Genomic DNA, 21,458 nt, shown 5'->3' with positions numbered 1-21,458 from the left:
CGATCGCGCCGCCCCGATCGGGTCTCATCCTGATCACTTTTAGCGCAGTAGAGCAGTTCGCAAACAGGCTCACTGCACTAAACGTGATCGGGGAGTGCACTAGACGTGATCGGTCGCGCGCAGTCACGCGTGAGCGACCGCCTCGATCGTCGGGAACGCTGAGTATGTCGTCGCCGGTGACGACATACTCGACCTGAGCGTTGACCGAGCGAGACCTGCTCTGCAAAACTCCGCGCCCTGCGACGGTCCCCCGCCGACCCTGTTTTCGCGGGAGACTGCGGTCACTTCGCCCCGTAACCAGCGCCGTTGCGGTCAGTGCGTCTCCGCGCCGCTACCGGGCAGCTCGTAGCTGGGTTCGTGCTTCTTCACCAGCTTGATCACCCGGTAGGTGACGGGCATGAGGATGACTTCGACGGCGACCTTGTAGACGAAGCCGAAGACGATGTAGTTGATGAAATCGAGTCCGGGGATGACCCCGGCGAAGGCGATGACGCAGAACAGCAGAGTGTCGACGAACTCTCCGACCCCGGTAGAGGTGAGCAGGCGGACCCACAGCTTCTGTTCGCCCATGCGCTTCTTCACAGCCACGAGCACATACGAGTTCAGCAGCTGGCCGAAGAAGTAGCCGACTAAGGACGCGGCGACGATGCGCGGGTAGAAGCCGAGGACGGCGGCGAAGGCGTCCTGGTTCTCATAGCCGGGTCCCGGGGGTGAGATGAGGACGAGCCAGAACACGAGAGTCGCCAGGATCTGGAGTCCGAAACCGGTGATGACGGCCTTGCGGGCGGCTTTGAAACCGTAGACCTCGCTGATCACATCGCCGAGGATGTAGGCGATGGGAAACAGGAATGCACCGCCGTCGGTGACGATGGGTCCGAAGCCGATGACCTTCGTCGCGGAGATGTTGGAGATGATGAGCACCGCAGAGAACACGGCCAGAATCACCGCATAGTAGCGTCCTCGGGAGGAGGCGAAGGCCGCCAATCTGCCCGCAGCGCTCAGCGCCTCCGGGCCTCCAGTGCTCGGCTCGTCCGAGCCCTCAGGTTTCGGCACCTTCTTCGACAACAGTGATTTCCTTCCCTCCGGTGATCGCCAGCAGCTGCTCATACGTCAGCGGCATCATCGAGTTCGGTGTGCCGGCCGCAGCCCAGAGAACAGGATAGTCCTTCAGCGCCACGTCGACATACGTGGGGATCGGCTGCGGATGCCCGCATGGGGCGACCCCGCCGATGATCTGCCCCGTCGCGGTGCGCACCAGATCCTTATCGGCCCGATCGAGGGAGCTCAGCCCGATGAGTCCGGCCACGAAGTCCGTGTCCACGCGGTGGCGACCGGAGGTCATGATGAGCACCGGTTCGCCCTCAGCGGAGAAGATCAGGCTGTTGGCGATCGCGCCGACCTCGACACCGACCTTCTCCGCCGCCGAGGCTGCCGTGGGCGTGGCATCGGTGAACAGTCTGATCTGCGGCTCGATTCCATTCGCCTCGAGGACCTTGGCGACCTCAGCATGGTTGCGGTGTTCCTGCGGTTCGACGGCTTCGGCCTCGGTGGGCTCTTCGACGGCTTCGACCGATTCCTCCACCGGCTCCGCCAGTCCGCGGCGGCGCAGCAGCGGCGCCACATCGGGGCGTGTGCCGAAGAAGCGTTCGATCGCGCTCATCGGATCGATGGAGAAGCCGGGGGCCAGTATCGCTTCGCGGAAGGCATCGCCGGCCTCACGGTTGAGTCCGCCTTGAGCTTCGAACCATTCGCTGACCCAGGCTGCAATGACCTCCGAATAGAGGTAGGAGTAGTAGCCGGCGGCATAGCCTGAGGCGAAGATGTGGCCGAAGTAGGTGGTGCGATAGCGGGGCGGAACGAGAGTGGTGAACCCGGCAGCGGCGAGGACCTCGGATTCGAAGGAGAGGACGTCGGTGATGTGTTCACCGGCTTCAAGGGAATGCCACGACAGGTCGAGCATGGCCGCAGCCAGGTATTCGGTCGTGTCGAATCCCTGCCCGAACTTCTCGCTCTCGATAAGGGCTGTGACCAGCGACTCTGGCATCGGCTCGCCTGTGTCGACGTGTTTGGCGTAGTGGGGGAGGACCTGCGGGTGGAAGCGCCACATCTCATTGAGCTGGGATGGGAACTCCACGTAGTCGCGTGGAACGGCGGTGCCGGCGGTCGACGGGTAGGTCGAGTTGGCGAACAGGCCGTGGAGGACGTGGCCGAATTCGTGGAAGAAGGTGTTGAGCTCGGTGGGGTTGAGCAGCGTCGGTCGGCCCTCGCCGGGTTTGGCCAGGTTGAGTGAGAGGGTGACGACGGGCAGGTGCCCGGTCAGTCGTGAACTCGTGACCAACTCGCCCATCCAGGCACCGCCGCGCTTCGTGTCCCGGGAATACGGGTCGAGGAGGATGAGTCCCAGGGTGCGTTCGTTGGTGTCCGTGACCTCGAAGGAGCGAACATCTTCGTGCCAGCCGATGACTGACTCACGCGGGGCGAAGGTGATTCCGTAGAGGCCCGTTGCGGCGCGGAAGACGCCCTCATTGAGGACAGTGTCGAACTCGAAGTACTTGGCCACCTCGTCGGCATCGATGCCGAACTCATCCGCCCGGTATCGCGCGAGCTGGTGCTTGACATCCTCGGGGGCGACATCATTCAGGCCGTAGCGGTCCTTGACCTGCGCCAGCTCCGTCGACAGCTGAGCGTTGGCCGGGGCGATGAGTGAGGAGACGATGTCCGCGGCTGCATCCGGTCCGCCGGCGGTCTGGTTGTCGACTGCGAATGATGAGTACGAGGGGTATCCCAGCAGTTTCGCCTGCAGCGCTCGCAGCGCCGTGGTGTCGGCCACCTGGGTACGGGTGTCGCCTTCGCCGCCTCGAGCCCCGCGCGAGGTCGAATTGTCGAGCACCAGTCTGCGGGTCTCGGCGGATTCCAGGGATTCGAGGACGAGCTGCTGAGTGAAGTTGTTCAGTGGCAGCAGATACCCGTCCGTGCCACGTTCGGCGGCCCGGTTCGCGGCGGCGGCGACCTGGTCCTCGCTCATCCCGGCCAGCTGCTGCGCGTCGCGGAGGTGGACTGCGAGATCCCGGGTGTCTTTCTGCAGTGCCCGGGAGAAGGAGGTCGCCAGGGTCGTGAGTTCGGCCGCGATCGTGGACATCTGCTCGCGTTCTTCTTCGCCGAGGCGGGCTCCCGCACGCACGAATTCCTCGACCGTGAGCTCCTGCTGACGTTTGTCCTCGGGGTTGAGATCGCTGGAAGGGACCTGTTCGATGCGGTGGAAGAGATCGACGTCGAGGAAGATCCGGGTCCGTGCCGCGGACAGACGATCCCACACCTCGGCGACGGCATCGGCGAGTTCGGGACGGAGATGATTCGACTCCACGGCGCTCACCACGGCCGAGATGCGGGCCATGGGAATGGTCGCGGATTCGAAGCGCACGGTTGTCGACACGAACGTCGGCTCGTTCTCATCACCGATGATGTCTTCGACCTCGGATCGCGCGAAGTCGGTGGCCGCCCTGACCGCAGCGATCAGTGATGCCGGAGTGACCGCGGAGAAATCGGGCAGTGAGAAGTCGCCCTGTGGGTCGAGGAAGGCCTCCCAGACATCGATGCTGTTCGGATCGGAGCTCATCGTCGACGTACCACTTTCTACACGGTTGAAGGATTGTGCCAGGTCTCGCCCTCGATCCTAACGCGTGAACACGCTGAAGCGCATGGTCGCTGGTTACACTTGTCACCATGGGCAAAGGGCAGGGAAAATCGCTGACTCTCAACAGCGCATTCCGGGTCGGCTTCACCGGAACGCTCGGTGTGGGACTCGCATTCGGGCTGATCACGGCCCTGCAGTCCGTGGCGACCGTCATCATCTACATCGGTCTGGCCCTGTTCCTCGCGCTCGGACTCGAACCGATCGTGCTGTGGCTGGTCGAGCGCAGGCTGCCCCGGTCCCTGTCGGTCGTCCTCGTCGTTCTGGCCTTCCTCGCCATCGTCGCGGGTGCTGTGCTGCTCATCGCCCCTGCCGTCATCAGCCAGATCCAGCAGTTCATCGGTGATCTTCCGGACATCGTCGCGAGCCTGGCGGCCACAGGGTGGGTCGCCGACCTCGAACAGAGATTCACCGGAGCGGTCGATCTCGACAAGATCTTCGCCAACCTCGGCGAGTGGGCATCCGACCCGAAGAACGTGGTGTCGCTGGGCGGCGGGGTCGTGTCCATCGGAGCCGGCATTATCAGCTTCCTCGCCGGCGTCGTCATCGTCGTCATCCTCACCATCTACTTCGCCGTGACGATGCCGACGATCAAGTCGGCCATGCTCTCCCTCGTCGCTGCGAGCTCCCGACCGACCGTCGAATCCGTCACCGAGGAAGTCACCCGATCCATCGGACGCTACGTTCTGGGTCAGGTGTCCTTGGGCATCGTCAACGGCGTGTGCTCGGCGATCTTCCTCACCATCATCGGTGCCCCGCTGCCGGCGCTGTTGGCGTTCATCGCGTTCCTCGCCTCACTCATCCCACTCGTCGGCCCGATCACCGGTGCGATCATCATCACCGGATCCTGCCTCATGGTCTCTCCGGGGCTGGGGATCGCCGTCGGCATCTACTACCTCGTGTACATGCAGGTGGAGGCGTACCTGCTCAGCCCCCGCATCATGAAGACCGCGGTCAATGTGCCCGGTGCGCTCGTCATCATCGCGGCCATCGCCGGCGGCACCCTGGGCGGAGTCCTCGGGGCCGTGGTCGCTGTGCCCGTGGCCGCCTCGGGAATGATCATCATCCGCAAAGTCGTCGTGCCTGCGCAGGACGAGAGGTAGCTGCTAGTCCTGGTCGTCGGTGCTGTTGCGGCGGTTGCGGACGATGAGTCCGATGATGTACCTGACCAGGTAGTAGGTCACGAAGTAGGCGACGGCGGCGACGACGACGGCCGCCAGCAGATCTCCGTTGCCCATCGCGGGCAGGCCGAGGAACACCGCGACCGTGAATGCCGCGAGATAGGGAATCAGGCGGAGAACCGGGCTGTCGACATCGCTCATGTTCGTCAGCGTACCAAGTGCCGGTCCGCTCGCCGAGGTGGGCGCTAGGGTTGAGGGTATGGCACAGACACGATGGAGTGCAGTGAGAGATGATCAGGTGCCCGACGATGTGGATCGTCTTCTGCTGACTGTTCCGGAGTGGTTCGGCAGGCCGGAATCCAACGCCGAGTACGTCGATGATGCACGAACCATGGAGACCTGGACGGTGCGAAACGAGGCTGGCGAGGTCGTCGGGGTCACCCTGGTGTCGTGGCATTTCGATCACTCTGCCGAAGTCCATTTCACGGTTGTCGACCGATCGGAACATGGGACAGGGGCCGGCACAGCAATGATGCGAGCGATTGCAGTCGATGTGCGCAGACGGGGCGCCACGCTGCTGCAGGTGAAGACGTTGGGGGCTTCGAACCCCGATCCCAACTACGACCGAACACGACACTTCTACCAGAAGGTGGGATTCTTCCCGCTCGAGGAGATCGACCTGTGGGATGAGCAGACGCCCTGCCTGATCATGGTCATGCCGTTGGTATGAGCCCGCGTCGTTCCCGGTCAGAGGAGACGACAGAGCGACATGGGTTCATCTGCTGAGACGTGACTGCAGTATAGGAAACGGCATGATATGTGTCACACATCACAGATGGGATGAATCATCATGGTGCTCCTGCAGAAACCCTCCCTGGTCTCGAAGATCTTCGCCGAATTCCTCGGTACCTTCGTCCTCGTCTTCGGCGGCTGCGGCGCGGCCGTATTCGCAGCAAAGGTCGTCGGTGACGACGGCATCAACATGGGCATCGGATTCCTCGGCGTCGCGCTGGCCTTCGGTCTCACCGTCGTCGTCATGGCCTACGCCGTCGGACATATCTCCGGTGGACACTTCAATCCCGCGGTGACGCTGGGCTGTGTACTTGCGGGCAGGACACCGGTCAAGGACGCCGTTCCCTACTGGATCACACAGCTGGTCGCCGGCATCGTCGCCGGTGGAGTCGTGCTCCTCATCGCCTCGGGCAATCCCGACTATTCGCTTGCGAAGGACGGTCTGGCGACGAACGGCTATGGAGAATTCTCCCCGAACGGATTCTCCATGGTCAGCGTGCTCATCGCCGAGTTCGTCCTCACCGCCATCTTCCTCTACGTCATCCTCGGGACGACCGACGACAGGTCCCCGGTCGGAATGGCACCTCTGGCGATCGGCCTCTCACTCACACTCATCCACCTCGTCGCCATTCCGGTGTCGAACACTTCGGTCAATCCGGCGCGTTCCTTCGGTGTCGCGGTATTCGCCGGTGGAGACGCGCTCGGTCAGGTGTGGGTGTTCTTCCTCGCACCGCTCGCCGGTGCCGCCGTCGCCGGACTCACCTATAACCTTCTGTTCCCGAAGGCTGTCGAAGTTCCCATCACCGAGGGCGGATGACACTGCCACCCTGGCCCGCGGAGCCACCGGCTTGTGGGCAGGTTCTGCTGCGAGCAGTGGAGGCGCGGGACGCCGCAATGGCTCAGCAGCTGTCGACCGATCCCTATGTGCCGCAGACGAGTTCACTGCCAGGAAACGCCACCATGCAGGAGGCCAGCGACTGGGTCGAACGCCAGCAGGGTCGTCATGCAGAGGGAACCGGCTTCTCGTTCACGATTGCGCGGCGAACCGAAGAGTTCGCGATCGGTCACTGCGGTCTCTGGCTGAAGGATCTCGACGAGGGGCAGGCGAGCGCCGGATATGCCGTTGCACCGTCCGAGCGTGGGCGCGGCTATGCGGCCGAGGCACTCGCGGCCCTGACCGAGTTCGGGTGGACTGTACCGGGAGTACAGCGGATCGCCCTATTCATCGAACCGTGGAACATCGCATCGATTCGCACCGCCGAACGCGCAGGCTATGTTCGCGAGGAACTCCTGGTCAGCCATCAGCTGGTCGGCGGCGAATGTCGCGACATGATCCTGTATTCCTCGGTACGACGGGGCCACTCCAGGAGGTGATGAACCCCATGGCCGACTTGCTCGATATGGACTACCCCTTCACCGGCCGATGGCTGGTTCAAAACAGTCCCGCCGACCGGGTGCCGAGCCACGGCACGACACTCTTCGCGACCTCATACGCAATCGACTTCGTGCCGGTCGATGGCTCTGGGAGATCGGCGCCCTTCACCTTCGGCTCCCTCCTCCGTCCGGAACCTCCGGAGAGCTTTGTCGGCTTCGGCCGCCCGGTGCTCTCTCCGGTCGCAGGAACTGTCGTGGCTTCTCATGACACTGAGCGTGATCATTTCTCGTACCGCGGTGTCCCGTCGATCGGATACTCCCTGACACAGGCCCGGCGTGTCGGCGAGGGCTGGCGTGCGCTCGCCGGCAATCACGTCATGATCCGGTGCGACGGCGGTATAGTCTCGCTCTGCCATCTCCAGCATCTCAGCACACGAGTTCGGGCGGGACAGCACATTGAGATCGGCGAAGAGATCGGCCGGTGCGGAAACTCCGGCAACAGCACGGAACCGCACCTGCATGTCCAAGCGATCGACCGCGTCGACATTGAGCACGCTGTGGCTACGCGCATTGCGTTCAGAGGCGCATTGCCGTCGAATGGTTCGGTTGTCTCGCGGTAGTGCGCTCGAATGAGAACTCGCCTAGTACGACCGGCTGATCGGAATCATCCTTGTGGCTTGATGCCGGGCACTGAAGAATGTGCCCATGGCCGACAAGAATCCGGATTGGGGCTTCGACAGATCGCTGGTGATCAAAGCGCCGGCTGCCCAGGTCTGGCCGCACGTGGCAGACCCGATTCGATTGAGCAGATGGTGGTGTCCGCCGCCGACAGTGCAGATCGACTTCGAACCACGAGTCGGCAGCCCCTACGAGGAGCACTACAGAGACGACTCCCACGAGTACGTGCTCACTGGTGAGATCACCGTCTTCGACGAGCGGTGCTGCATCGCGATCCTTCGGCGGACGAATGGGCGCTTCGGCCGATCCGACAGAGTCGAGATCACCCTGCAACCACACGGGGAGGATACGAAGGTGGTCATCGTGCATCGCTTTGACGACATTCCAATCGAACGCCGAGGCGAAGCGCGCGACTTCTTCGCCGACGGGTGGGACTTCAGCCTCGAACTCCTCCGGCGAAATATACTCAGAACCGACTAGAACCAGCGCTATCGTCTGTCGTACTTGGCGCCGAACGCATCCCGCATGAGAACGGCGAACATCTCCGTCATGCGGACAGCGACGCTCGCATGCTCAGCGATCAGGTCGGCACCCTTTTTACCGAGAGCTGCGCGAACCGGATTCAGCGCTGAGGCTGCCGGATCAGCTGCTGCGGCACGCAGCAGCTCCAAACGTCTGGACCTGGAGGTGTATCCGAGTTCGAACAGCGTCCAGTGGAACAGGTGCATGAGGCCGGTGTCGCGGTCGAAGCCCTGATGAGTGGACAGCGATGACTCTTCGTCCGCGGTGAGCTCGAAATCGCGGTGGAGCGAGAGTCCGAAATCCGTGAAGATCGGTCTGCCGTCATGGACGAGGATGTTTCCCGGATGAACGTCGAAGTGGTGGAATCCCTGCTTCTCCATCCACGCCGTGGCATCGATGATCTGGCCCACGGCCTCAGCAAACACTGTCGATCCGCTGCCTTCGGCCACGCTTCGGCGCACCCACGACCCCAAGGTCACAGGCACATGTTCAAGGAAGAGCACCACACTTGTGGGCGCGGACGACATCTCGGCGAGCTTCGTCTCAACGTGCGGCCACGAGGTGCCCCATCGGTGTTTCGGTCCGTCTCCGTCGAATTCGCTGAGGTCGGATTCGCACGGAAGATCGACGACTCTCCACCCGAGCAGAAGCGGAAAGAAGTCTGCCTCCCCGGAGCGGACCCAATCGGAGGTGAGCGTGTGTGCTGCCAGCTCGCGCCCGACACCATGCGCCGGGCTCCCGATCCCATAGTGGCTGACGAACGGCAGTCCAGCGTGATTGCGGGTGGCGGTCGGATCCGACGCTTCGCTGTGTGTGAGTGGAAGCTGCTTGATGAAGACAGGAGTTCCATCGATCTCAGCAGTTCTCGTGGTTCCACCGATGCCGACCCCTACTTTCTCGGCGGCGTCGACGAGCGCACATACCTGTGAATCATCGAGTCTGTGGATCTCGGCAGAGATTCTACGGGCACTTTCCACGCGCGCAGTCATGACATTACGCTGAGGCAGATTATGTTTCCGGGTGATCTCTCGCCTGCTCTTGTGAAGAGAGCAGAGAGCGATTCGCAATCAGCAGGAGAGAACGGTCGGACATGCATGGAGTCATTCTCTCAACTTCACCTCGAAATCGTGCAGGCTATTGTTCGCAGACTCTCTCCACCCTAAGGTGAGAGGACACGGACACATCCGCTCCGCGCAGTCGACCACGACCATGCACTGCACGCGAAACTATGCGTGCGATGCGAGCGGATGGACTCACGCGAAGGAGTGTCATGGCAGTCTACTCAGCACCCGGTACCGAAGGTTCGCTCGTCACGTTCAAGTCGCGCTACGAGAACTACATCGGAGGCGAGTGGGTGCCGCCGAAGAACGGCGACTACTTCGACAACATCACTCCCGTCACCGGACAGGCATTCACAGAGATCCCCAGCTCCACCGCCGAGGACATCGAAACCGCCCTCGATGCGGCTTGGGCAGCAGCACCCGCCTGGGGGAAGACCTCGGTGACCGAGCGTTCGAACATCCTCCTCAAGATCGCTGATCGCATGGAGGCCAATCTTGAGATGCTCGCGGTCGCAGAGACCTGGGACAACGGCAAGGGCATCCGCGAACCACTGGCCGCCGACATCCCACTGGCCATCGACCACTTCCGCTATTTCGGCGCAGCGATCCGGGCCCAAGAAGGCGGCCTGTCCCAGATCGACGACGATACCGTCGCCTATCACTTCCACGAACCGCTCGGCGTCGTCGGACAGATCATTCCGTGGAACTTCCCCATTCTCATGGCCACGTGGAAGCTGGCACCGGCACTGGCGGCAGGCAACTGCGTCGTCCTCAAACCCGCCGAGCAGACCCCGGCATCGATCCTCATCCTCGCCGAACTCGTCGGCGATCTGCTGCCAGCCGGTGTGCTCAACATCGTCAACGGCTTCGGAGTCGAAGCGGGCAAGCCCCTGGCCTCGAACAAGCGGATCAAGAAGATCGCCTTCACCGGCGAGACGACGACCGGCCGACTCATCATGCAGTACGCCTCGCAGAACATCATCCCGGTGACTCTGGAACTCGGCGGCAAGTCGCCGAACATCTTCTTCGAAGACGTGCTCGCCGCTGATGACAGCTACCGCGACAAGGCACTCGAGGGCTTCGCAATGTTCGCTCTCAATCAGGGCGAGGTCTGCACCTGCCCATCGCGTGCACTCGTCCAGGAGTCGATCTTCGATGACTTCGTCGCTGCCGGAGTCGAACGTGTCCGCTCGATCAAGCAGGGCAACCCGCTCGACACCGACACCCAGGTCGGCGCGCAGGCCTCGAACGATCAGTACGAGAAGATCATGTCCTACCTGAAGATCGGCAAGGACGAAGGCGCCGAGGTGCTCATCGGCGGTGACAAGGCCGAACTCGAGGGCGACCTCTCCGGAGGCTTCTACGTCCAGCCCACCATCTTCAAGGGCTCGAACAATATGCGGATCTTCCAGGAGGAGATCTTCGGCCCCGTCGTCGCCCTGACCTCGTTCAAGGACTACGACGACGCCATCACCACGGCCAATGACACGCTCTACGGACTCGGCGCCGGCGTCTGGGCCCGGACCGGCAACACCGCCTACCGGGCAGGCCGAGACATCCAGGCCGGTCGCGTCTGGGTCAACAATTACCACGCCTATCCGGCACACGCTGCCTTCGGCGGATACAAGTCATCGGGAATCGGCCGAGAGAACCACCTGATGATGCTCGACCACTACCAGCAGACGAAGAACCTGCTGGTCAGCTACTCGGAGAACGCGAAAGGATTTTTCTGATGAGTGAATCTACACAGACCGCGGCGCTGGAATCAGCGCCGACCATCGACGGGGAGGAGAAGTCGAGGGTGGCCATGACACAGGCCGCTGTCGACCTCCTCGGCGATCTGGTCGCCAAGCACGGCCAACTGATGTTCCACCAGTCGGGTGGCTGCTGCGACGGGTCCTCGCCGATGTGCTTCCCCGAAGGCGACTTCCTGACCTCGGAGGCCGACGTTCTCCTCGGCCACTTCGAACTGCCCGTCGATGACGCAGAGAAGGCGGGCCTCGACTTCTGGATGTCGGTCGAGCAGTTCGAGTACTGGAAGCACACCCATCTCACGATCGATGTGGTTCCTGGACGTGGCAGCGGCTTCAGCGTCGAGTCCCCGACAGGCAACCGCTTCATCATCCGGTCCACCCTCATGGACGTCGGCTGAGATACCGCTAACCCTCGCCGAGGTGGCGCTTCGGTGCCGCACGGACGTGGGCTCTCTCGCCCTGCTTGCCGACGAGGCTGAGGAACTCGACGGGCCCTGCACTGGTGGCGCCGAACCAGTGCGGGGTGCGGGTGTCGAACTCGGCTGCCTCGCCGGGTTCCATGATGAGATCGTGCTCGCCGAGGACGAGGCGAAGGTTGCCGTTGAGGACGAAGACCCAGTCGTAGCCCTCGTGGCTGCGCAGCTCTGGCGTGGCCTCATCCGAGCCTGTCGGCAGCACGAATTTATAGGCCTGGATGCCCCCTGCCCGACGGGTCAGCGGCAGGATCGTCCGGCCGTCGCGAGTGGGCAGGGGCCGCAGATTGATGCGCGGATCCCCGGTCGGGGGCGCGTCGACGAGTTCGTCGAGAGTGGCTCCGAATGCGCGTGCCAAGGGCAGAAGCTGCTCGAGGCTGGGGCGGCGGTGACCGGCTTCGAGTCGGGACAGTGTGCTGATCGAGATGCCGGTCTCTTCGGAAAGATCGGTGAGAGTGATGTCGCGGCGCTGTCGCAGCTGCTTCAGGCGCGGTCCGACAGCATCGAGGGTGCGGTCCATGAGTTCATCCATGCTCACTATTTTGCCATTCGGCAAACTCATTTGCAATGGCGCGTCGTGCTTGTCACCATCGAAGTATTGGAACGTTGCAGAGGCAGTTCCTGATTTCTTGGGAGGACGAGAGGCATGAGCGTGGCAGAGAAGAAGAGCGCAATCAGAGACGTCGTGATAGTAGGAGCGGGAGCGGCCGGCCTCAGTGCGGGCCTGACCCTGGCCCGCGCACGCCGGAGCGTGACCGTGATCGACGCGGGCCAACCGCGCAACGCACCCGCGGACGGAGTGCACGGGCTGTTGGGCCACGAAGGCATCAGTCCTCAGGAGCTGCTGACGCGAGGACGAGAAGAGGTGCTCGGCTACGGAGGGGAGCTCATCGACGATGAAGTCGTCGCCGTCAGCGGCGCCGAGGACGGATTCACGCTCAGCTTGCGCAGTGGGAATGCGGTCGAAGGCAGGCGCCTGCTCATGGCCACCGGTTTGGTCGATGAGCTGCCCGAGATCCCGGGTGTCCGCGAACAGTGGGGCCATGGCGTGCTCCATTGCCCGTACTGCCATGGGTGGGAAGTTCGGGATGGCCGCATCGGAGTCCTCGTCACCACCCCGATGGCCGTCCACAAGGCATTCCTGTTCCGCCAGTGGAGTGACCAGGTGATGCTCTTCGCCGGAGACCACGAGCTCAGCGAGGACGAGCAGATCAAGCTGCAGGCACTCGACATCCCAGTGATCGAAGGCGGGATCGCCAGCCTCGAGATCATCGACGACACACTCACCGGTGTACGTCTGGACGATGGGCGGGTCGTCGCTGTGGACGCCGCGGTCGTGGCAACGCCGATGGTCGCGCGGACCGAACTGTTCGCAGGCATCGGTCTCGAACCCACGGCACATCCAGCAGGAGCTTTCATCGAAACCGAATCCTTCGGACTGACCTCGGTCCCGGGTGTCTGGGTCGCAGGCAACGCCACAGACATCGGAGCACAGGTCAGCGGTGCGGCGGCAGCCGGAGCGCTCGCCGCCCAGCACATCAACACCGATCTCATCTTCAAAGACCTCGATCGTGCAGCGGCAGAATTGAACGACGAGCAGGCCGGGAAGGCAAGCTGATGACTCACTCATTCGATAAGAACTACTGGGACGAGACCTGGGACGGCGAACGAGCCCCCATGATGAGCTCAGGCGATCCGAACCCCCACCTGGTCCACGAGATCGGTGAGCTCGAACCCGGGACTGCCCTCGATGCCGGCTGCGGTGCCGGAGCAGAAGCCATCTGGCTGGCGGACAAGGGGTGGGACGTCACCGGCGCTGACGTCGCCGACACTGCGCTGAACTATGCCGAGGATCGTGCGGCCGCTGCCGGGAAGGCCGGACGAATCGCATGGGTCCAGGCTGACCTGTCCGTATGGGAACCGGAGACGCAGTTTGACCTGGTCACCACCCACTATGCGCATCCTGCGATGGGGCAGCTGGACTTCTACGCCCGCATCGCCGCCTGGGTGGCACCCGGCGGAACCCTGCTCATCGTCGGCCACCTCCACCACCACGGCCATGGCGAATCTCACCCACCTGCAGAAGCCTCAGCCACCGCCGACTCCATCACGGACCGTCTCGGTCCAGCGGTCTGGACCCTCGTCACCGCCGAAGAGTCCCAGCGGACGATGGTCGGACCTGGAGGCCGCACAATCACCATCGACGACGTCATGGTCAGGGCACGGCGCGATCGCTGAGCCTGGTCACTTTCCGGGTGCCAGCACCTCCGGTTCTCCCAGGGAGAGCATGAGCCGATTGGCCCAGTTGAAGAAGGCCGCGCAGTTGAGGACGTCGACGATGTCCGCGTCTTCGAGACCGGCCTCGCGCAGTGCAGTCACATGCGCCGGGCCGAACGCCTGGGGCGTGAGCGTGAGCGCCGCGGAGGCGTCGACGACAGCATCCCAGACCGCGTCGCCGAGGTTCGGCGGTGTGTGAATGCCAGAGTCGAGCAGCGACTGCACCAGGTCGCGGCGCCCGGATTCCTCAGTGGCCCGGTCCGAGTGGATCGAGGCGCAGAACAGGCACCCGTTGAGACGTGAGGCCACGGTCGCGGCAAGCTCGCGTTCGGCCCGGCCGAGTCCGTCGGTGGTGTTGAAGAAGATGTCGAGATCGGTCAGCGTCCGGGCCCGCAGAGCCGCAGGATCTCTGGCCAACAGACGGAAGTAGGGGTTCTTCGCCCGCCCCGCCTCGATCAGAGCCTCGCGCTGGACATCGGTCAGCTCCGCCTCGGCGACGGGTGCGATCCAGGGCACCCACCCCAATCCGGACTGCTGGAACAATGAGGGCCGTTTGAGATCGGAGTAGGAGCTGACACGATCGCCCACCCGGGACAGAGCTTCGCTGCCTTTCGAAGAGGCAGCGGATTCCCTCGCCGAGGTGGCCTCGCCGTCATCGTCGACCGCTTCCGGTGGCTCGTCTGCGACGGGGGCCAGGGCCGCGGCCGGTGCGTGGACCAGTGCCGTCAGCCCGGTGCTGATGCGGATCTGGAAGTTGAGGAACGAGACAAGCTGCGCGAGCGTGACGATCGAATCCTCGTCCCATCCGGCATCGAGCAGCAGTGCCATATGTTCGGGTCGAGAATCTCGCGGATGCAGGACCAGAAGATGAGCGAACTCGAGCCCGGCGGCCAGCTGCGGACCGAGGACTTCGATGGACTTCTTCTCCACTGACAACCATGGTCCGATGACGTTCTCGTCAGCGAGTGCAGCGGATTCGAAGATTCCATAGGGACCGTGCCCGGATGCCCGGGAGTCGAGTTCGGGCAGAGCCTCGTCGAGGAGTTCGGCGATTGCCCAGGACGCGACCTCGTCCTCGTCGCGAAGGAGGTCGCGGTAGAACTCCTCGGCGGCAGGAGATCCCAGCAGCCCGGCGGTGAAGGCGGCGACGGCGTAGCGATCTCGCTGGGAGAACTCCTCGGCCTCGGCAGGTTCCAAGAGAGCTTCGAAGCTGAGCTGCGCATTCTCCTTGGCCTGTGCACGGTGATCGCGGAGAGCATCGAGCGGGTCCTGCGCGGCGATTCCCGCCAGGGTGTTGATGATGTCGGTCATGTCAGGCCGCCTGTTCTGTCGTCAATGTCAGTCCCAGAGCCGGTGCCACCTCGGTGGCCAACAACTCGATGGACCGCAGGGTGGTCTCATTCGTCGCGGGCACCGAGTGCACCTGGAAGCTGACGTCGGTGGCCCGTGAGAGGACACGGTCTGTCGAGAGGCGTTCGACGATCTGCTCGGAGGTGCCCAGGAACGTATCCGTGGCGACGAGCAGCTCATCAAGGCTCAGGCCCGAGGTGTCGTAGCCGACGAGGCGGTCTGCCTCGGACCGCAGCGCCGGTTCCGTCAGCGCACGCAGCGCCGGCAGATCCTTGGCCTCGGCGACGACGGCCGTGCGGGAGGCGAGGATGCGGGGCTCGATCCCCGCCGGCAGGTTCGACAGATAGGTGTCGATGACCGGCAGCTGCACCTCGTCGAGGGGTGCCCCTGGGTTGTCCTGTGCACGGGGCTGCGTGCGAGAGAGCATGAGGCCATCACCCGCGGCACCGGCCGCTCCGGCACCGCCGGAGGAGAAGGTGGCCTGCCAGAGTCGTTCGGAGAGTCCGCGACCGTCAGACAGGCAGGAGGCCTGCGGGTAGAGGGTGTGTCCGGTGTCCAATGATCTCCCTGCCAGCAGAGTCTTCAGCGCGGCGAGGTTGTCGGCGAAGACTTCGCGGCGGACATCGAAACTGGTGCCGAAGGCCGGGAACGACTTGGGGTTTCCGCCCGAACCGAGTCCGATCTCAAGGCGTCCGCCGGAGAGCACATCGGTGACTGCGACGTCTTCGGCCACACGCACACCGTTCTCCATCGGCAGGGTGATGATCGCTGTGCCCAGTCGAATCCGAGACGTCTGCGCCGCCGCATGGGCGAGGAACACGAGCGGGGAGGGAAGACCACCCTCGGCCGCGGAGAAGTGGTGCTGGGCGACCCAGGCCGAATCGAAGCCGTGGGTCTCGGCCGCCTGGATCTGTTCGCGCGCGAACCGGTAGCGCTGGTCGGCCGGAGCGTCCTCGAGCAGGCGTGTGAAGAATCCGAGCCGGGGTCCGGGGGAGCTGTTCGTCATCGTGGTGGTCTCATCTTTCTGCGGCTGCGAGCGGTGTCGGATTCTTCGCGTCCTCGCCGCCGTGGAGCATCACGGGGCGGGGGATCGCGTCGAGGAGGGTGCGTGTGTAGTGTGTCTGCGGGCGAGCGAAGAGGTCCTCCGTCGGTCCGTTCTCCATCAGGCGTCCCTGCGACATCACCGACACCGTATCAGCGATCTGACGCACGACAGCAAGATCGTGGGAGATGAAGACATATGTCAGACCAAGCTCCACTTGGAGCTCATCGAGGAGGTCCAGAATCTGGGCCTGCACGGTGACGTCGAGGGCGGAGACCGCTTCATCGAAGACGACGAGTTCCGGACCGGCGATGAGCGCCCGGGCGATCGCCACTCGCTGCAGCTGACCGCCGGAGAGCTCCTGCGGCCGCCGGTCGAGGAACTCTGTCGGCAGCGACACCCGGTCAAGAGCCTCGGCGACGAGTCCGGCACGCGAAGCCCTGGTCCCGATGCGGAAATTGCGCAGGGGTTCGGTCAGGATCTGCCGAATCGAGTGCTTCGGGTCCAATGCCGAATACGGGTTCTGGTGCACCAGTTGGACTCTGCGTCGGAAGTCCCGACGGCGGACGCGCGCGGCATTGCCCTTCACGGAATCGGCGGTGTCGAAATCGCCGATGCGAATGCGCCCGGACTGCGGGGTGAGGAACCCTGCCAGGGCCTTGCCGGTTGTGGTCTTGCCGGACCCGGATTCGCCCACGATGCCGTGTGTGGTCCCGCGTTGAACGCTCAGCGAGACATCGTCGACGCCGATGACCTGATCCTCGTTGCGGGCATAGACCTGAGTCAGTCCCTCGACGGAGACGAAGGCTGCTGAGGATGAGTCTGCCTGCGAGTCCTCGGCGGTCGCGGTGTGGCGCGCCTTCGTCTTCAACGCCGGAGCATCGGCGAGCAGTCGGGCGGTGTAGTCGGTCGCAGGGCGGGAGAAGATCCGAGCTGCCGGACCGGCCTCGACGACCTTCCCAGACTGCATAACGACGACATCATCGGCGCGTTCACCGGCGACAGCCAGATCGTGAGTGATGAAGAGGACGCCCATCCCGGTCTCGGCCCGCAGCCCATCGAGGAGATCGAGGACCTGCTTCTGCACGGTCACATCAAGCGCCGAGGTCGGCTCATCGGCGATGAGCAGACGCGGACGCAGTGCGATGGCCGAAGCGATGAGCACCCGCTGACGCATGCCTCCGGAGAGCTCGTGCGGGAACTGATCGGCACGCATCTGCGGACGATCGATGCCGACCTTGGCCAGCAGGTCGATGACCTGGGCGCGGGCGGACTTCCGGTCGGCACGCTTGTGGATCCGCAGCGCCTCGGCGACGGATTTCCCGATGGTCTGCAGGGGGTTGAGGGAACTGCCGGGGTCCTGGGGAACATAGCCGATCTGACTGCCGCGGACTCCCCGCCAGGTGCTGGCGCCCAGCGCACCGAGATCGACCTCGCCTAATCGGATGTGCCCACCAGTGATCTGCGCGGATTCCGGGAGCAGACCGATGACCGCGTTCGCGGTCGTCGACTTCCCGGACCCGGATTCGCCGACGACCGCGGTCATCGACCCGGCAGCAACGGCGAACGAGACGCCGTCGACGGCTGGGGCCGAGGACTGGGAGTAGGCGACACTGAGATCTTCGACGGACAGCAGTGGTGCGGACTCGGTCATGATGTCGCCTTTCGCAGGGTGTTGCCGATCTGGTGGGTGGCCAGGACGATGGCCATGACGACGAAGCCGGGCAACACGGTCAGCCACCAGGCGGTGGCCACGAAGTTGCGGCCCTCGGCGATGATGAGACCCCATTCCGGTGTCGGCGGGGGAGTGCCGTAGCCCAGGAAGCCCAGCGTCGAGATCTGAAGGATCGCGGACCCGATCTGGAGGACGGCCAGGGACAGAACCGGGGAGGTCGAGTTGGGCAGGATGTGGCGGAAGAGGACGGAGAAGAAGGTTCCGCCGGATCCGTAGGCGGCCGCCACGAAGTCGCTGGTGTTGATGCGCACCGCCTCTGACCTCGACAGGCGTGCGAACTGGGCGATGGCCGTGACGCCGACGGCGATGGCCGCGTTGATGGTGCCGAAGCCCAGGACGACGACGATCGAGAGGCTGAGCAGGATCGCGGGGATCGAGAGCAGCACGTCGACCAAGCGCATGAGCACATCGTCGACCCAGCCGCGGCGGGTGCCGGCGATGAGTCCGATCGCCGTTCCCACGACAAGGCCGACTCCCACTGCCACGAGCGCGGCCAGCAGGGACTGAGATGCGCCGTAGACGACGCGGGTGAAGGCATCACGCCCGGTCTGGTCGGTGCCGAACCAATGGTCGAGGCTCGGGGCCAGCAGCGCGGGAGTGGTTCCGCCGTCATTGGGATCATGGTGGGTGAACAGCCCCGGGAAGAGTGCCCACGCAACGGCGATGAGCAGGACCAACCCGGAGATGATGGTGGCGGGCCCGATGCTCGCCCGGGTGCGGCTGCGCCGTTTCGCCGCCGGGCGCGGTGCGCCGGTGCCCGAGGTGCGGGCGAAGGAGTCGATGAGGCTCATGAGTGAGTGTCCTTCTCGTCCCAGGCGAGGTCGACCCCGACGCTCGCGGCGGTTGTCGACAGCGCCCGGCGGGTGGGTTCGTCGGCAGGCTTCTTCCCCGCCGAGGTGGCCCCGGGCGCAGTTCGCAGGCGGACGTCGATGACGGGGTAAAGGAGGTCGACGATGAGGTTGATGGTCACATAGGCCAGGGTCGCGATGACGACGACGGTCAGGAGGATCGGGTTGTCGCGGTGGGTCACGGCCTGGGCGGTGATCTGGCCGATGCCGTTGCGCCCGAACACGGTCTCGGTGACCACGGCACCGGCGACCAGTTCACCGAAGACCAGGCCGATGATCGTCAGTCCCGGCAGGACGGCATTGCGGGCGACGGCGTGGACGAGGATCCACAGTTCACTCGCGCCCTTCGCCGAGGTGACCTTGACGAACCCGGAGGCCCTGACGTCGGTGATGGAGCGGATGAGGACCTGCGCGATCGGGGCCGAGAGCGGCACCGCCACGGTCAGGGTCGGGAGGACGAGCGCCTCGGCGGGGCCGGGGGAGACGACGGAGACGAACCCGAGCCGGAAGGAGAAGAACTGGATGAGCAGGATCCCCAACCAGAAGACGGGAATCGAGATGAAGAGGCTGGGCACCGAGTCGAGGAGCTTGCGCAGCCAGCGATAAGGTCCGTAGGTTGCCAGCACCGCGATGAGAACGGCCAGGACCAGGGCGGAGACGAATCCGGAGAGGGCGAGCACCGCGGTCGAGGGCAGCGCCGCGGCGATGATCGTCGACACTGCAGCACCGGTCTGGACGGAGAAGCCGAAGTCACCGGTGAGGAACCCGCCGAGGCTGATGAAGTAACGGCTGATCCAGGACTCATCGGCCCCGGTCTCGCTCCGGATCGCAGCGATCTGGTCGGCGGAGAGTCCCAGTGCAGGGTCAGCGAACCTGGCGGTGACACCGTCGCCGGGGATGAGGCTGAGCAGGATGAACGCCGCGGTGAAGGCCAGGAGCAGAACGAGAACCGCCTGGCCGAGGCGAAGGAAGAGGTAACGGATGTCGAGGATCATTGTCCACCTGTCAACCATGTGCTGTAGAAGTCGGGGCGGCCCACCGGTTCAGTCGCGAACCCGTGGACGCGGCGGCGGAAGGAGAAGACCTGCGGCTCCTCGAAGAACGGCAGCACATAGGCGTTGGCGACGAGGTAGTCCTGGACCTTCTCGGCGGCCGTCTGCCGCTTCGCGGTGACGGGTTCCGAGGCGAGTTCATCCAGCAGCCGGTCGATCTCGGGGTCGATGCTCTCATCGGCGGCGTCGTCGCGGTCCTTGCCGTTGAGGAAGACGTCGCGGTTGACCGAGGAATAGTTCGAGCGCAGATTGTCGAAGTCGGCTCGGGCGACCATCGAATGGTAGATCTGGACAGTGTCGAGATCGCGGGCATCAAGCGTCTGCTTGGACTGGTCACCGGGGTTGATGGACAGACGCACGCCGACGTGACGCAGCTGCTGCTGGATGAGGGTCTGCACCTCGTTCGAGCGGGGCTGCGGCAAGGCGATGTTGACGGTCAGCTCCAGGATCTGGCCATCCTTGGTGCGGAACCCGGCGGCGTTGCGTTCGGACCAGCCCGCCTCGTCGAGGAGTCGGTTGGCCTCCTCGGGGTCGTGGACCCAGGACCCCGACTGGTCCTTATAGCCCATGGCGCCCTTGGCCAACAGCCCGGTGGCCAGCGGGTAGTTGGGGGTGAAGAGCTTGTCGACGATCTCCTGCCGGTCAACCGCGGCGATGATGGCCTGCCTGACCCTGAGGTCGGCCAGCAGTTCGTGCCGGAAGCGGAAGTTGATGCTGTTGTTGATGCCGTTCGTGGCCTTGGCGTAGAGGCGCAGCCCCTGCTCGCTCACCCGCGCCTCGTCGGGGGCTTCGACGTCGCGGACGCCGTCGGCCTGCCCGGAGAGGACGGCTCCGATGCGCACCGAGTACTCGTTGTTGGCCAGATAGTCGATGCCGTCGAGGTGGGCCCTGCCCTGGTGCTCCAAGTGCGGTGGCGCCCAGTCGTAGTCTTCGCGGACACGCACCGACAGTTTCGTTCCGATGGTCTCCTCGGTGATGTGGAAGGGACCGCAGGTGTGGATCCCGGTGGCGCCGCCGGGGCCGAACCCCTCGGCATCAAGTCCCAGGGTCGAGTCGGCGAGCAGGCCCGCGTTCATCGTCGACGTCGCTTGGGCGAAGCCGGGGGAGGGGGCGCTGAAGTGGAAGCGGACTCGGTTCTCGTCGAGGACCTCGCTGCTCTCATAGTTCGAGATCTGCTCGGAGACCGGAAGTGTGCGCGCCTCGTCGCCTCGTCCGAAGAGGTCGAAGTTCGCCGCCACGTTCTCCGCCGTCAGCGGCGAGCCGTCGGAGTAGGTGACACCGTCGCGGATCGTGAACGTGTACTGCGTGGCGTTCTCGTTGATCTCGGGCAGCGTCGTGGCCAGCCAGGGGTGGAGTTCGAGGGTCTCCGGGTCCTGCCACAGCAGACGAGCGGAGATGTTGTTCATGATGCCGCCATTGGGATAGAAACCGACCGAGGGCGGGTAGAGCAGCGTCCACGTCTGGGGCTCGAAGTACGTGAGCACCCCGCCCTGCACAGGGTCGCCGCCCTCGGGCAGCGGCTCGGTGTCCGAGGGCGTGCACGCGCTGAGCGTGATGATGGTGCCCAGTCCCAGCCCGAGGCTGAGGAAATTGCGTCGGCCGTAGGAACGCCTGGGGCTCGCCGAGGTGGAGGGACGGAGGTCCGTCATGGAATGTGGTCCTTTGTGCAGATGAAACCGGGGTCGGGG

General features: G+C 64.3%; 21 protein-coding genes. 10 read left to right on the top strand and 11 right to left on the bottom strand.

The genetic code is table 11. The features are described 5' to 3' along the window. Positions 1-312: 312 nt before the first annotated feature. Together BLT92_RS04355 and BLT92_RS04350 are read right to left on the bottom strand one after the other, a co-directional pair. Positions 313-1,065 carry a queuosine precursor transporter gene (locus BLT92_RS04355; RefSeq protein WP_092103489.1) on the bottom strand — a complete coding sequence of 251 codons (753 nt, stop codon included), beginning with the start codon at positions 1,063-1,065 and terminating at the stop codon, positions 313-315. Further along, positions 1,040-3,616, bottom strand: coding sequence for a M3 family metallopeptidase (locus tag BLT92_RS04350; protein WP_092103487.1), 2,577 nt, complete (start codon positions 3,614-3,616; stop codon positions 1,040-1,042). The genes BLT92_RS04355 and BLT92_RS04350 overlap by 26 nt, the downstream gene beginning before the upstream one ends. A gap of 107 nt (positions 3,617-3,723) precedes the next feature. Here BLT92_RS04350 and BLT92_RS04345 point away from each other — a divergent pair, with 107 nt between their 5' ends. Continuing rightward, complete coding sequence (locus BLT92_RS04345; RefSeq protein ID WP_092103486.1) at positions 3,724-4,794, top strand: AI-2E family transporter; 1,071 nt, start codon at positions 3,724-3,726, stop codon at positions 4,792-4,794. Positions 4,795-4,797: 3 nt separating this feature from the next. Here the strand turns inward: BLT92_RS04345 and BLT92_RS04340 are convergent, their stop codons facing one another. Next, the gene (locus BLT92_RS04340) at positions 4,798-5,013 is read right to left on the bottom strand and encodes a hypothetical protein (RefSeq protein ID WP_092103484.1); all 216 of its coding nucleotides are present in this window, start codon (positions 5,011-5,013) and stop codon (positions 4,798-4,800) included. Between the two features lie 82 nt (positions 5,014-5,095). Here BLT92_RS04340 and BLT92_RS04335 point away from each other — a divergent pair, with 82 nt between their 5' ends. From BLT92_RS04335 to BLT92_RS04315, 5 genes are all read left to right on the top strand, one after another. After that, positions 5,096-5,542 (top strand): GNAT family N-acetyltransferase, encoded by a 447-nt coding sequence (locus BLT92_RS04335; protein WP_231939017.1) that lies wholly within the window; start codon positions 5,096-5,098, stop codon positions 5,540-5,542. Between the two features lie 120 nt (positions 5,543-5,662). Beyond that, on the top strand, positions 5,663-6,421 hold the full coding sequence (aqpZ, locus tag BLT92_RS04330; RefSeq protein WP_092103481.1) for an aquaporin Z: 759 nt from the start codon (positions 5,663-5,665) through the stop codon (positions 6,419-6,421). Then, positions 6,418-6,978 carry a GNAT family N-acetyltransferase gene (locus tag BLT92_RS04325; RefSeq protein ID WP_092103479.1) on the top strand — a complete coding sequence of 187 codons (561 nt, stop codon included), beginning with the start codon at positions 6,418-6,420 and terminating at the stop codon, positions 6,976-6,978. The genes aqpZ and BLT92_RS04325 overlap by 4 nt, the downstream gene beginning before the upstream one ends. Continuing rightward, positions 6,924-7,598, top strand: coding sequence for a M23 family metallopeptidase (locus tag BLT92_RS04320; protein ID WP_331712227.1), 675 nt, complete (start codon positions 6,924-6,926; stop codon positions 7,596-7,598). Before BLT92_RS04325 ends, BLT92_RS04320 begins: the two co-directional genes overlap by 55 nt. Before the next feature lie 85 nt (positions 7,599-7,683). Beyond that, the gene (locus BLT92_RS04315; protein ID WP_092103478.1) at positions 7,684-8,136 is read left to right on the top strand and encodes an SRPBCC family protein; all 453 of its coding nucleotides are present in this window, start codon (positions 7,684-7,686) and stop codon (positions 8,134-8,136) included. Positions 8,137-8,144: 8 nt separating this feature from the next. On the opposite strand, the gene BLT92_RS04310 is transcribed toward BLT92_RS04315, so the two are convergent. Further along, on the bottom strand, positions 8,145-9,167 hold the full coding sequence (locus BLT92_RS04310; RefSeq protein ID WP_157691316.1) for a BUD32 family EKC/KEOPS complex subunit: 1,023 nt from the start codon (positions 9,165-9,167) through the stop codon (positions 8,145-8,147). A gap of 281 nt (positions 9,168-9,448) precedes the next feature. Here BLT92_RS04310 and exaC point away from each other — a divergent pair, with 281 nt between their 5' ends. Beyond that, a complete protein-coding gene (exaC, locus tag BLT92_RS04305; protein WP_092103474.1) occupies positions 9,449-10,972 on the top strand; it encodes an acetaldehyde dehydrogenase ExaC in 1,524 nt (507 codons plus the stop codon). After that, positions 10,972-11,391: a DUF779 domain-containing protein gene (locus BLT92_RS04300; RefSeq protein WP_009883215.1), complete on the top strand. Its 420-nt coding sequence runs from the start codon at positions 10,972-10,974 to the stop codon at positions 11,389-11,391. The genes exaC and BLT92_RS04300 overlap by 1 nt, the downstream gene beginning before the upstream one ends. Before the next feature lie 7 nt (positions 11,392-11,398). Here BLT92_RS04300 and BLT92_RS04295 read toward each other — a convergent pair whose 3' ends face one another. Then, a complete protein-coding gene (locus BLT92_RS04295) occupies positions 11,399-11,998 on the bottom strand; it encodes a helix-turn-helix domain-containing protein (protein WP_092103472.1) in 600 nt (199 codons plus the stop codon). Between the two features lie 114 nt (positions 11,999-12,112). On the opposite strand from BLT92_RS04295, the gene BLT92_RS04290 reads away from it, so the two are divergent. Together BLT92_RS04290 and BLT92_RS04285 are read left to right on the top strand one after the other, a co-directional pair. Continuing rightward, positions 12,113-13,084 (top strand): NAD(P)/FAD-dependent oxidoreductase, encoded by a 972-nt coding sequence (locus tag BLT92_RS04290; protein WP_172802549.1) that lies wholly within the window; start codon positions 12,113-12,115, stop codon positions 13,082-13,084. Then, on the top strand, positions 13,084-13,704 hold the full coding sequence (locus BLT92_RS04285) for a class I SAM-dependent methyltransferase (protein ID WP_092103471.1): 621 nt from the start codon (positions 13,084-13,086) through the stop codon (positions 13,702-13,704). Before BLT92_RS04290 ends, BLT92_RS04285 begins: the two co-directional genes overlap by 1 nt. Positions 13,705-13,710: 6 nt before the next feature. Here the strand turns inward: BLT92_RS04285 and BLT92_RS04280 are convergent, their stop codons facing one another. The 6 genes from BLT92_RS04280 to BLT92_RS04255 are packed head-to-tail and all read right to left on the bottom strand — an operon-like array spanning position 13,711 to position 21,419. Further along, on the bottom strand, positions 13,711-15,054 hold the full coding sequence (locus tag BLT92_RS04280) for an alkylhydroperoxidase domain protein (RefSeq protein ID WP_092103469.1): 1,344 nt from the start codon (positions 15,052-15,054) through the stop codon (positions 13,711-13,713). 1 nt (position 15,055) lies between these two features. After that, a complete protein-coding gene (locus tag BLT92_RS04275) occupies positions 15,056-16,099 on the bottom strand; it encodes a putative FMN-dependent luciferase-like monooxygenase (RefSeq protein WP_092103467.1) in 1,044 nt (347 codons plus the stop codon). A 10-nt stretch (positions 16,100-16,109) separates the two neighbouring features. Then, entirely contained in the window at positions 16,110-17,789 is a 1,680-nt protein-coding gene (locus tag BLT92_RS04270) for a dipeptide ABC transporter ATP-binding protein (protein ID WP_092103466.1), read from the bottom strand. Continuing rightward, a complete protein-coding gene (locus BLT92_RS04265; protein WP_092103464.1) occupies positions 17,786-18,661 on the bottom strand; it encodes an ABC transporter permease in 876 nt (291 codons plus the stop codon). Before BLT92_RS04265 ends, BLT92_RS04270 begins: the two co-directional genes overlap by 4 nt. Next, entirely contained in the window at positions 18,658-19,713 is a 1,056-nt protein-coding gene (locus tag BLT92_RS04260; protein WP_092103462.1) for an ABC transporter permease, read from the bottom strand. The genes BLT92_RS04265 and BLT92_RS04260 overlap by 4 nt, the downstream gene beginning before the upstream one ends. Then, on the bottom strand, positions 19,710-21,419 hold the full coding sequence (locus tag BLT92_RS04255; RefSeq protein WP_092103461.1) for a TIGR04028 family ABC transporter substrate-binding protein: 1,710 nt from the start codon (positions 21,417-21,419) through the stop codon (positions 19,710-19,712). Before BLT92_RS04255 ends, BLT92_RS04260 begins: the two co-directional genes overlap by 4 nt. Positions 21,420-21,458: the final 39 nt, after the last annotated feature.

It is taken from the genome of Brevibacterium picturae (genome assembly GCF_900105045.1).
GTDB lineage: Bacteria > Actinomycetota > Actinomycetes > Actinomycetales > Brevibacteriaceae > Brevibacterium > Brevibacterium picturae.
The sequence above is the reverse complement of the archived record's forward strand: the minus strand, read 5'-3'. Positions and strand labels throughout refer to the sequence as shown.

Bases quoted from the DNA above. Each gene is read 5' to 3' on its own strand.
- BLT92_RS04350 (WP_092103487.1), bottom strand. From the start codon at position 3,616: ATGAGCTCCGATCCGAACAGCATCGATGTCTGGGAGGCCTTCCTCGAC.
- BLT92_RS04345 (WP_092103486.1), top strand. From the start codon at position 3,724: ATGGGCAAAGGGCAGGGAAAATCGCTGACTCTCAACAGCGCATTCCGG.
- BLT92_RS04315 (WP_092103478.1), top strand. From the start codon at position 7,684: ATGGCCGACAAGAATCCGGATTGGGGCTTCGACAGATCGCTGGTGATC.
- exaC (WP_092103474.1), top strand. From the start codon at position 9,449: ATGGCAGTCTACTCAGCACCCGGTACCGAAGGTTCGCTCGTCACGTTC.
- BLT92_RS04265 (WP_092103464.1), bottom strand. From the start codon at position 18,661: ATGAGCCTCATCGACTCCTTCGCCCGCACCTCGGGCACCGGCGCACCG.
- aqpZ (WP_092103481.1), top strand. From the start codon at position 5,663: ATGGTGCTCCTGCAGAAACCCTCCCTGGTCTCGAAGATCTTCGCCGAA.
- BLT92_RS04280 (WP_092103469.1), bottom strand. From the start codon at position 15,054: ATGACCGACATCATCAACACCCTGGCGGGAATCGCCGCGCAGGACCCG.
- BLT92_RS04310 (WP_157691316.1), bottom strand. From the start codon at position 9,167: ATGACTGCGCGCGTGGAAAGTGCCCGTAGAATCTCTGCCGAGATCCAC.
- BLT92_RS04255 (WP_092103461.1), bottom strand. From the start codon at position 21,419: ATGACGGACCTCCGTCCCTCCACCTCGGCGAGCCCCAGGCGTTCCTAC.
- BLT92_RS04340 (WP_092103484.1), bottom strand. From the start codon at position 5,013: ATGAGCGATGTCGACAGCCCGGTTCTCCGCCTGATTCCCTATCTCGCG.
- BLT92_RS04270 (WP_092103466.1), bottom strand. From the start codon at position 17,789: ATGACCGAGTCCGCACCACTGCTGTCCGTCGAAGATCTCAGTGTCGCC.
- BLT92_RS04300 (WP_009883215.1), top strand. From the start codon at position 10,972: ATGAGTGAATCTACACAGACCGCGGCGCTGGAATCAGCGCCGACCATC.
- BLT92_RS04295 (WP_092103472.1), bottom strand. From the start codon at position 11,998: ATGGATGAACTCATGGACCGCACCCTCGATGCTGTCGGACCGCGCCTG.
- BLT92_RS04320 (WP_331712227.1), top strand. From the start codon at position 6,924: ATGTCGCGACATGATCCTGTATTCCTCGGTACGACGGGGCCACTCCAG.
- BLT92_RS04275 (WP_092103467.1), bottom strand. From the start codon at position 16,099: ATGACGAACAGCTCCCCCGGACCCCGGCTCGGATTCTTCACACGCCTG.
- BLT92_RS04290 (WP_172802549.1), top strand. From the start codon at position 12,113: ATGAGCGTGGCAGAGAAGAAGAGCGCAATCAGAGACGTCGTGATAGTA.
- BLT92_RS04260 (WP_092103462.1), bottom strand. From the start codon at position 19,713: ATGATCCTCGACATCCGTTACCTCTTCCTTCGCCTCGGCCAGGCGGTT.
- BLT92_RS04285 (WP_092103471.1), top strand. From the start codon at position 13,084: ATGACTCACTCATTCGATAAGAACTACTGGGACGAGACCTGGGACGGC.
- BLT92_RS04325 (WP_092103479.1), top strand. From the start codon at position 6,418: ATGACACTGCCACCCTGGCCCGCGGAGCCACCGGCTTGTGGGCAGGTT.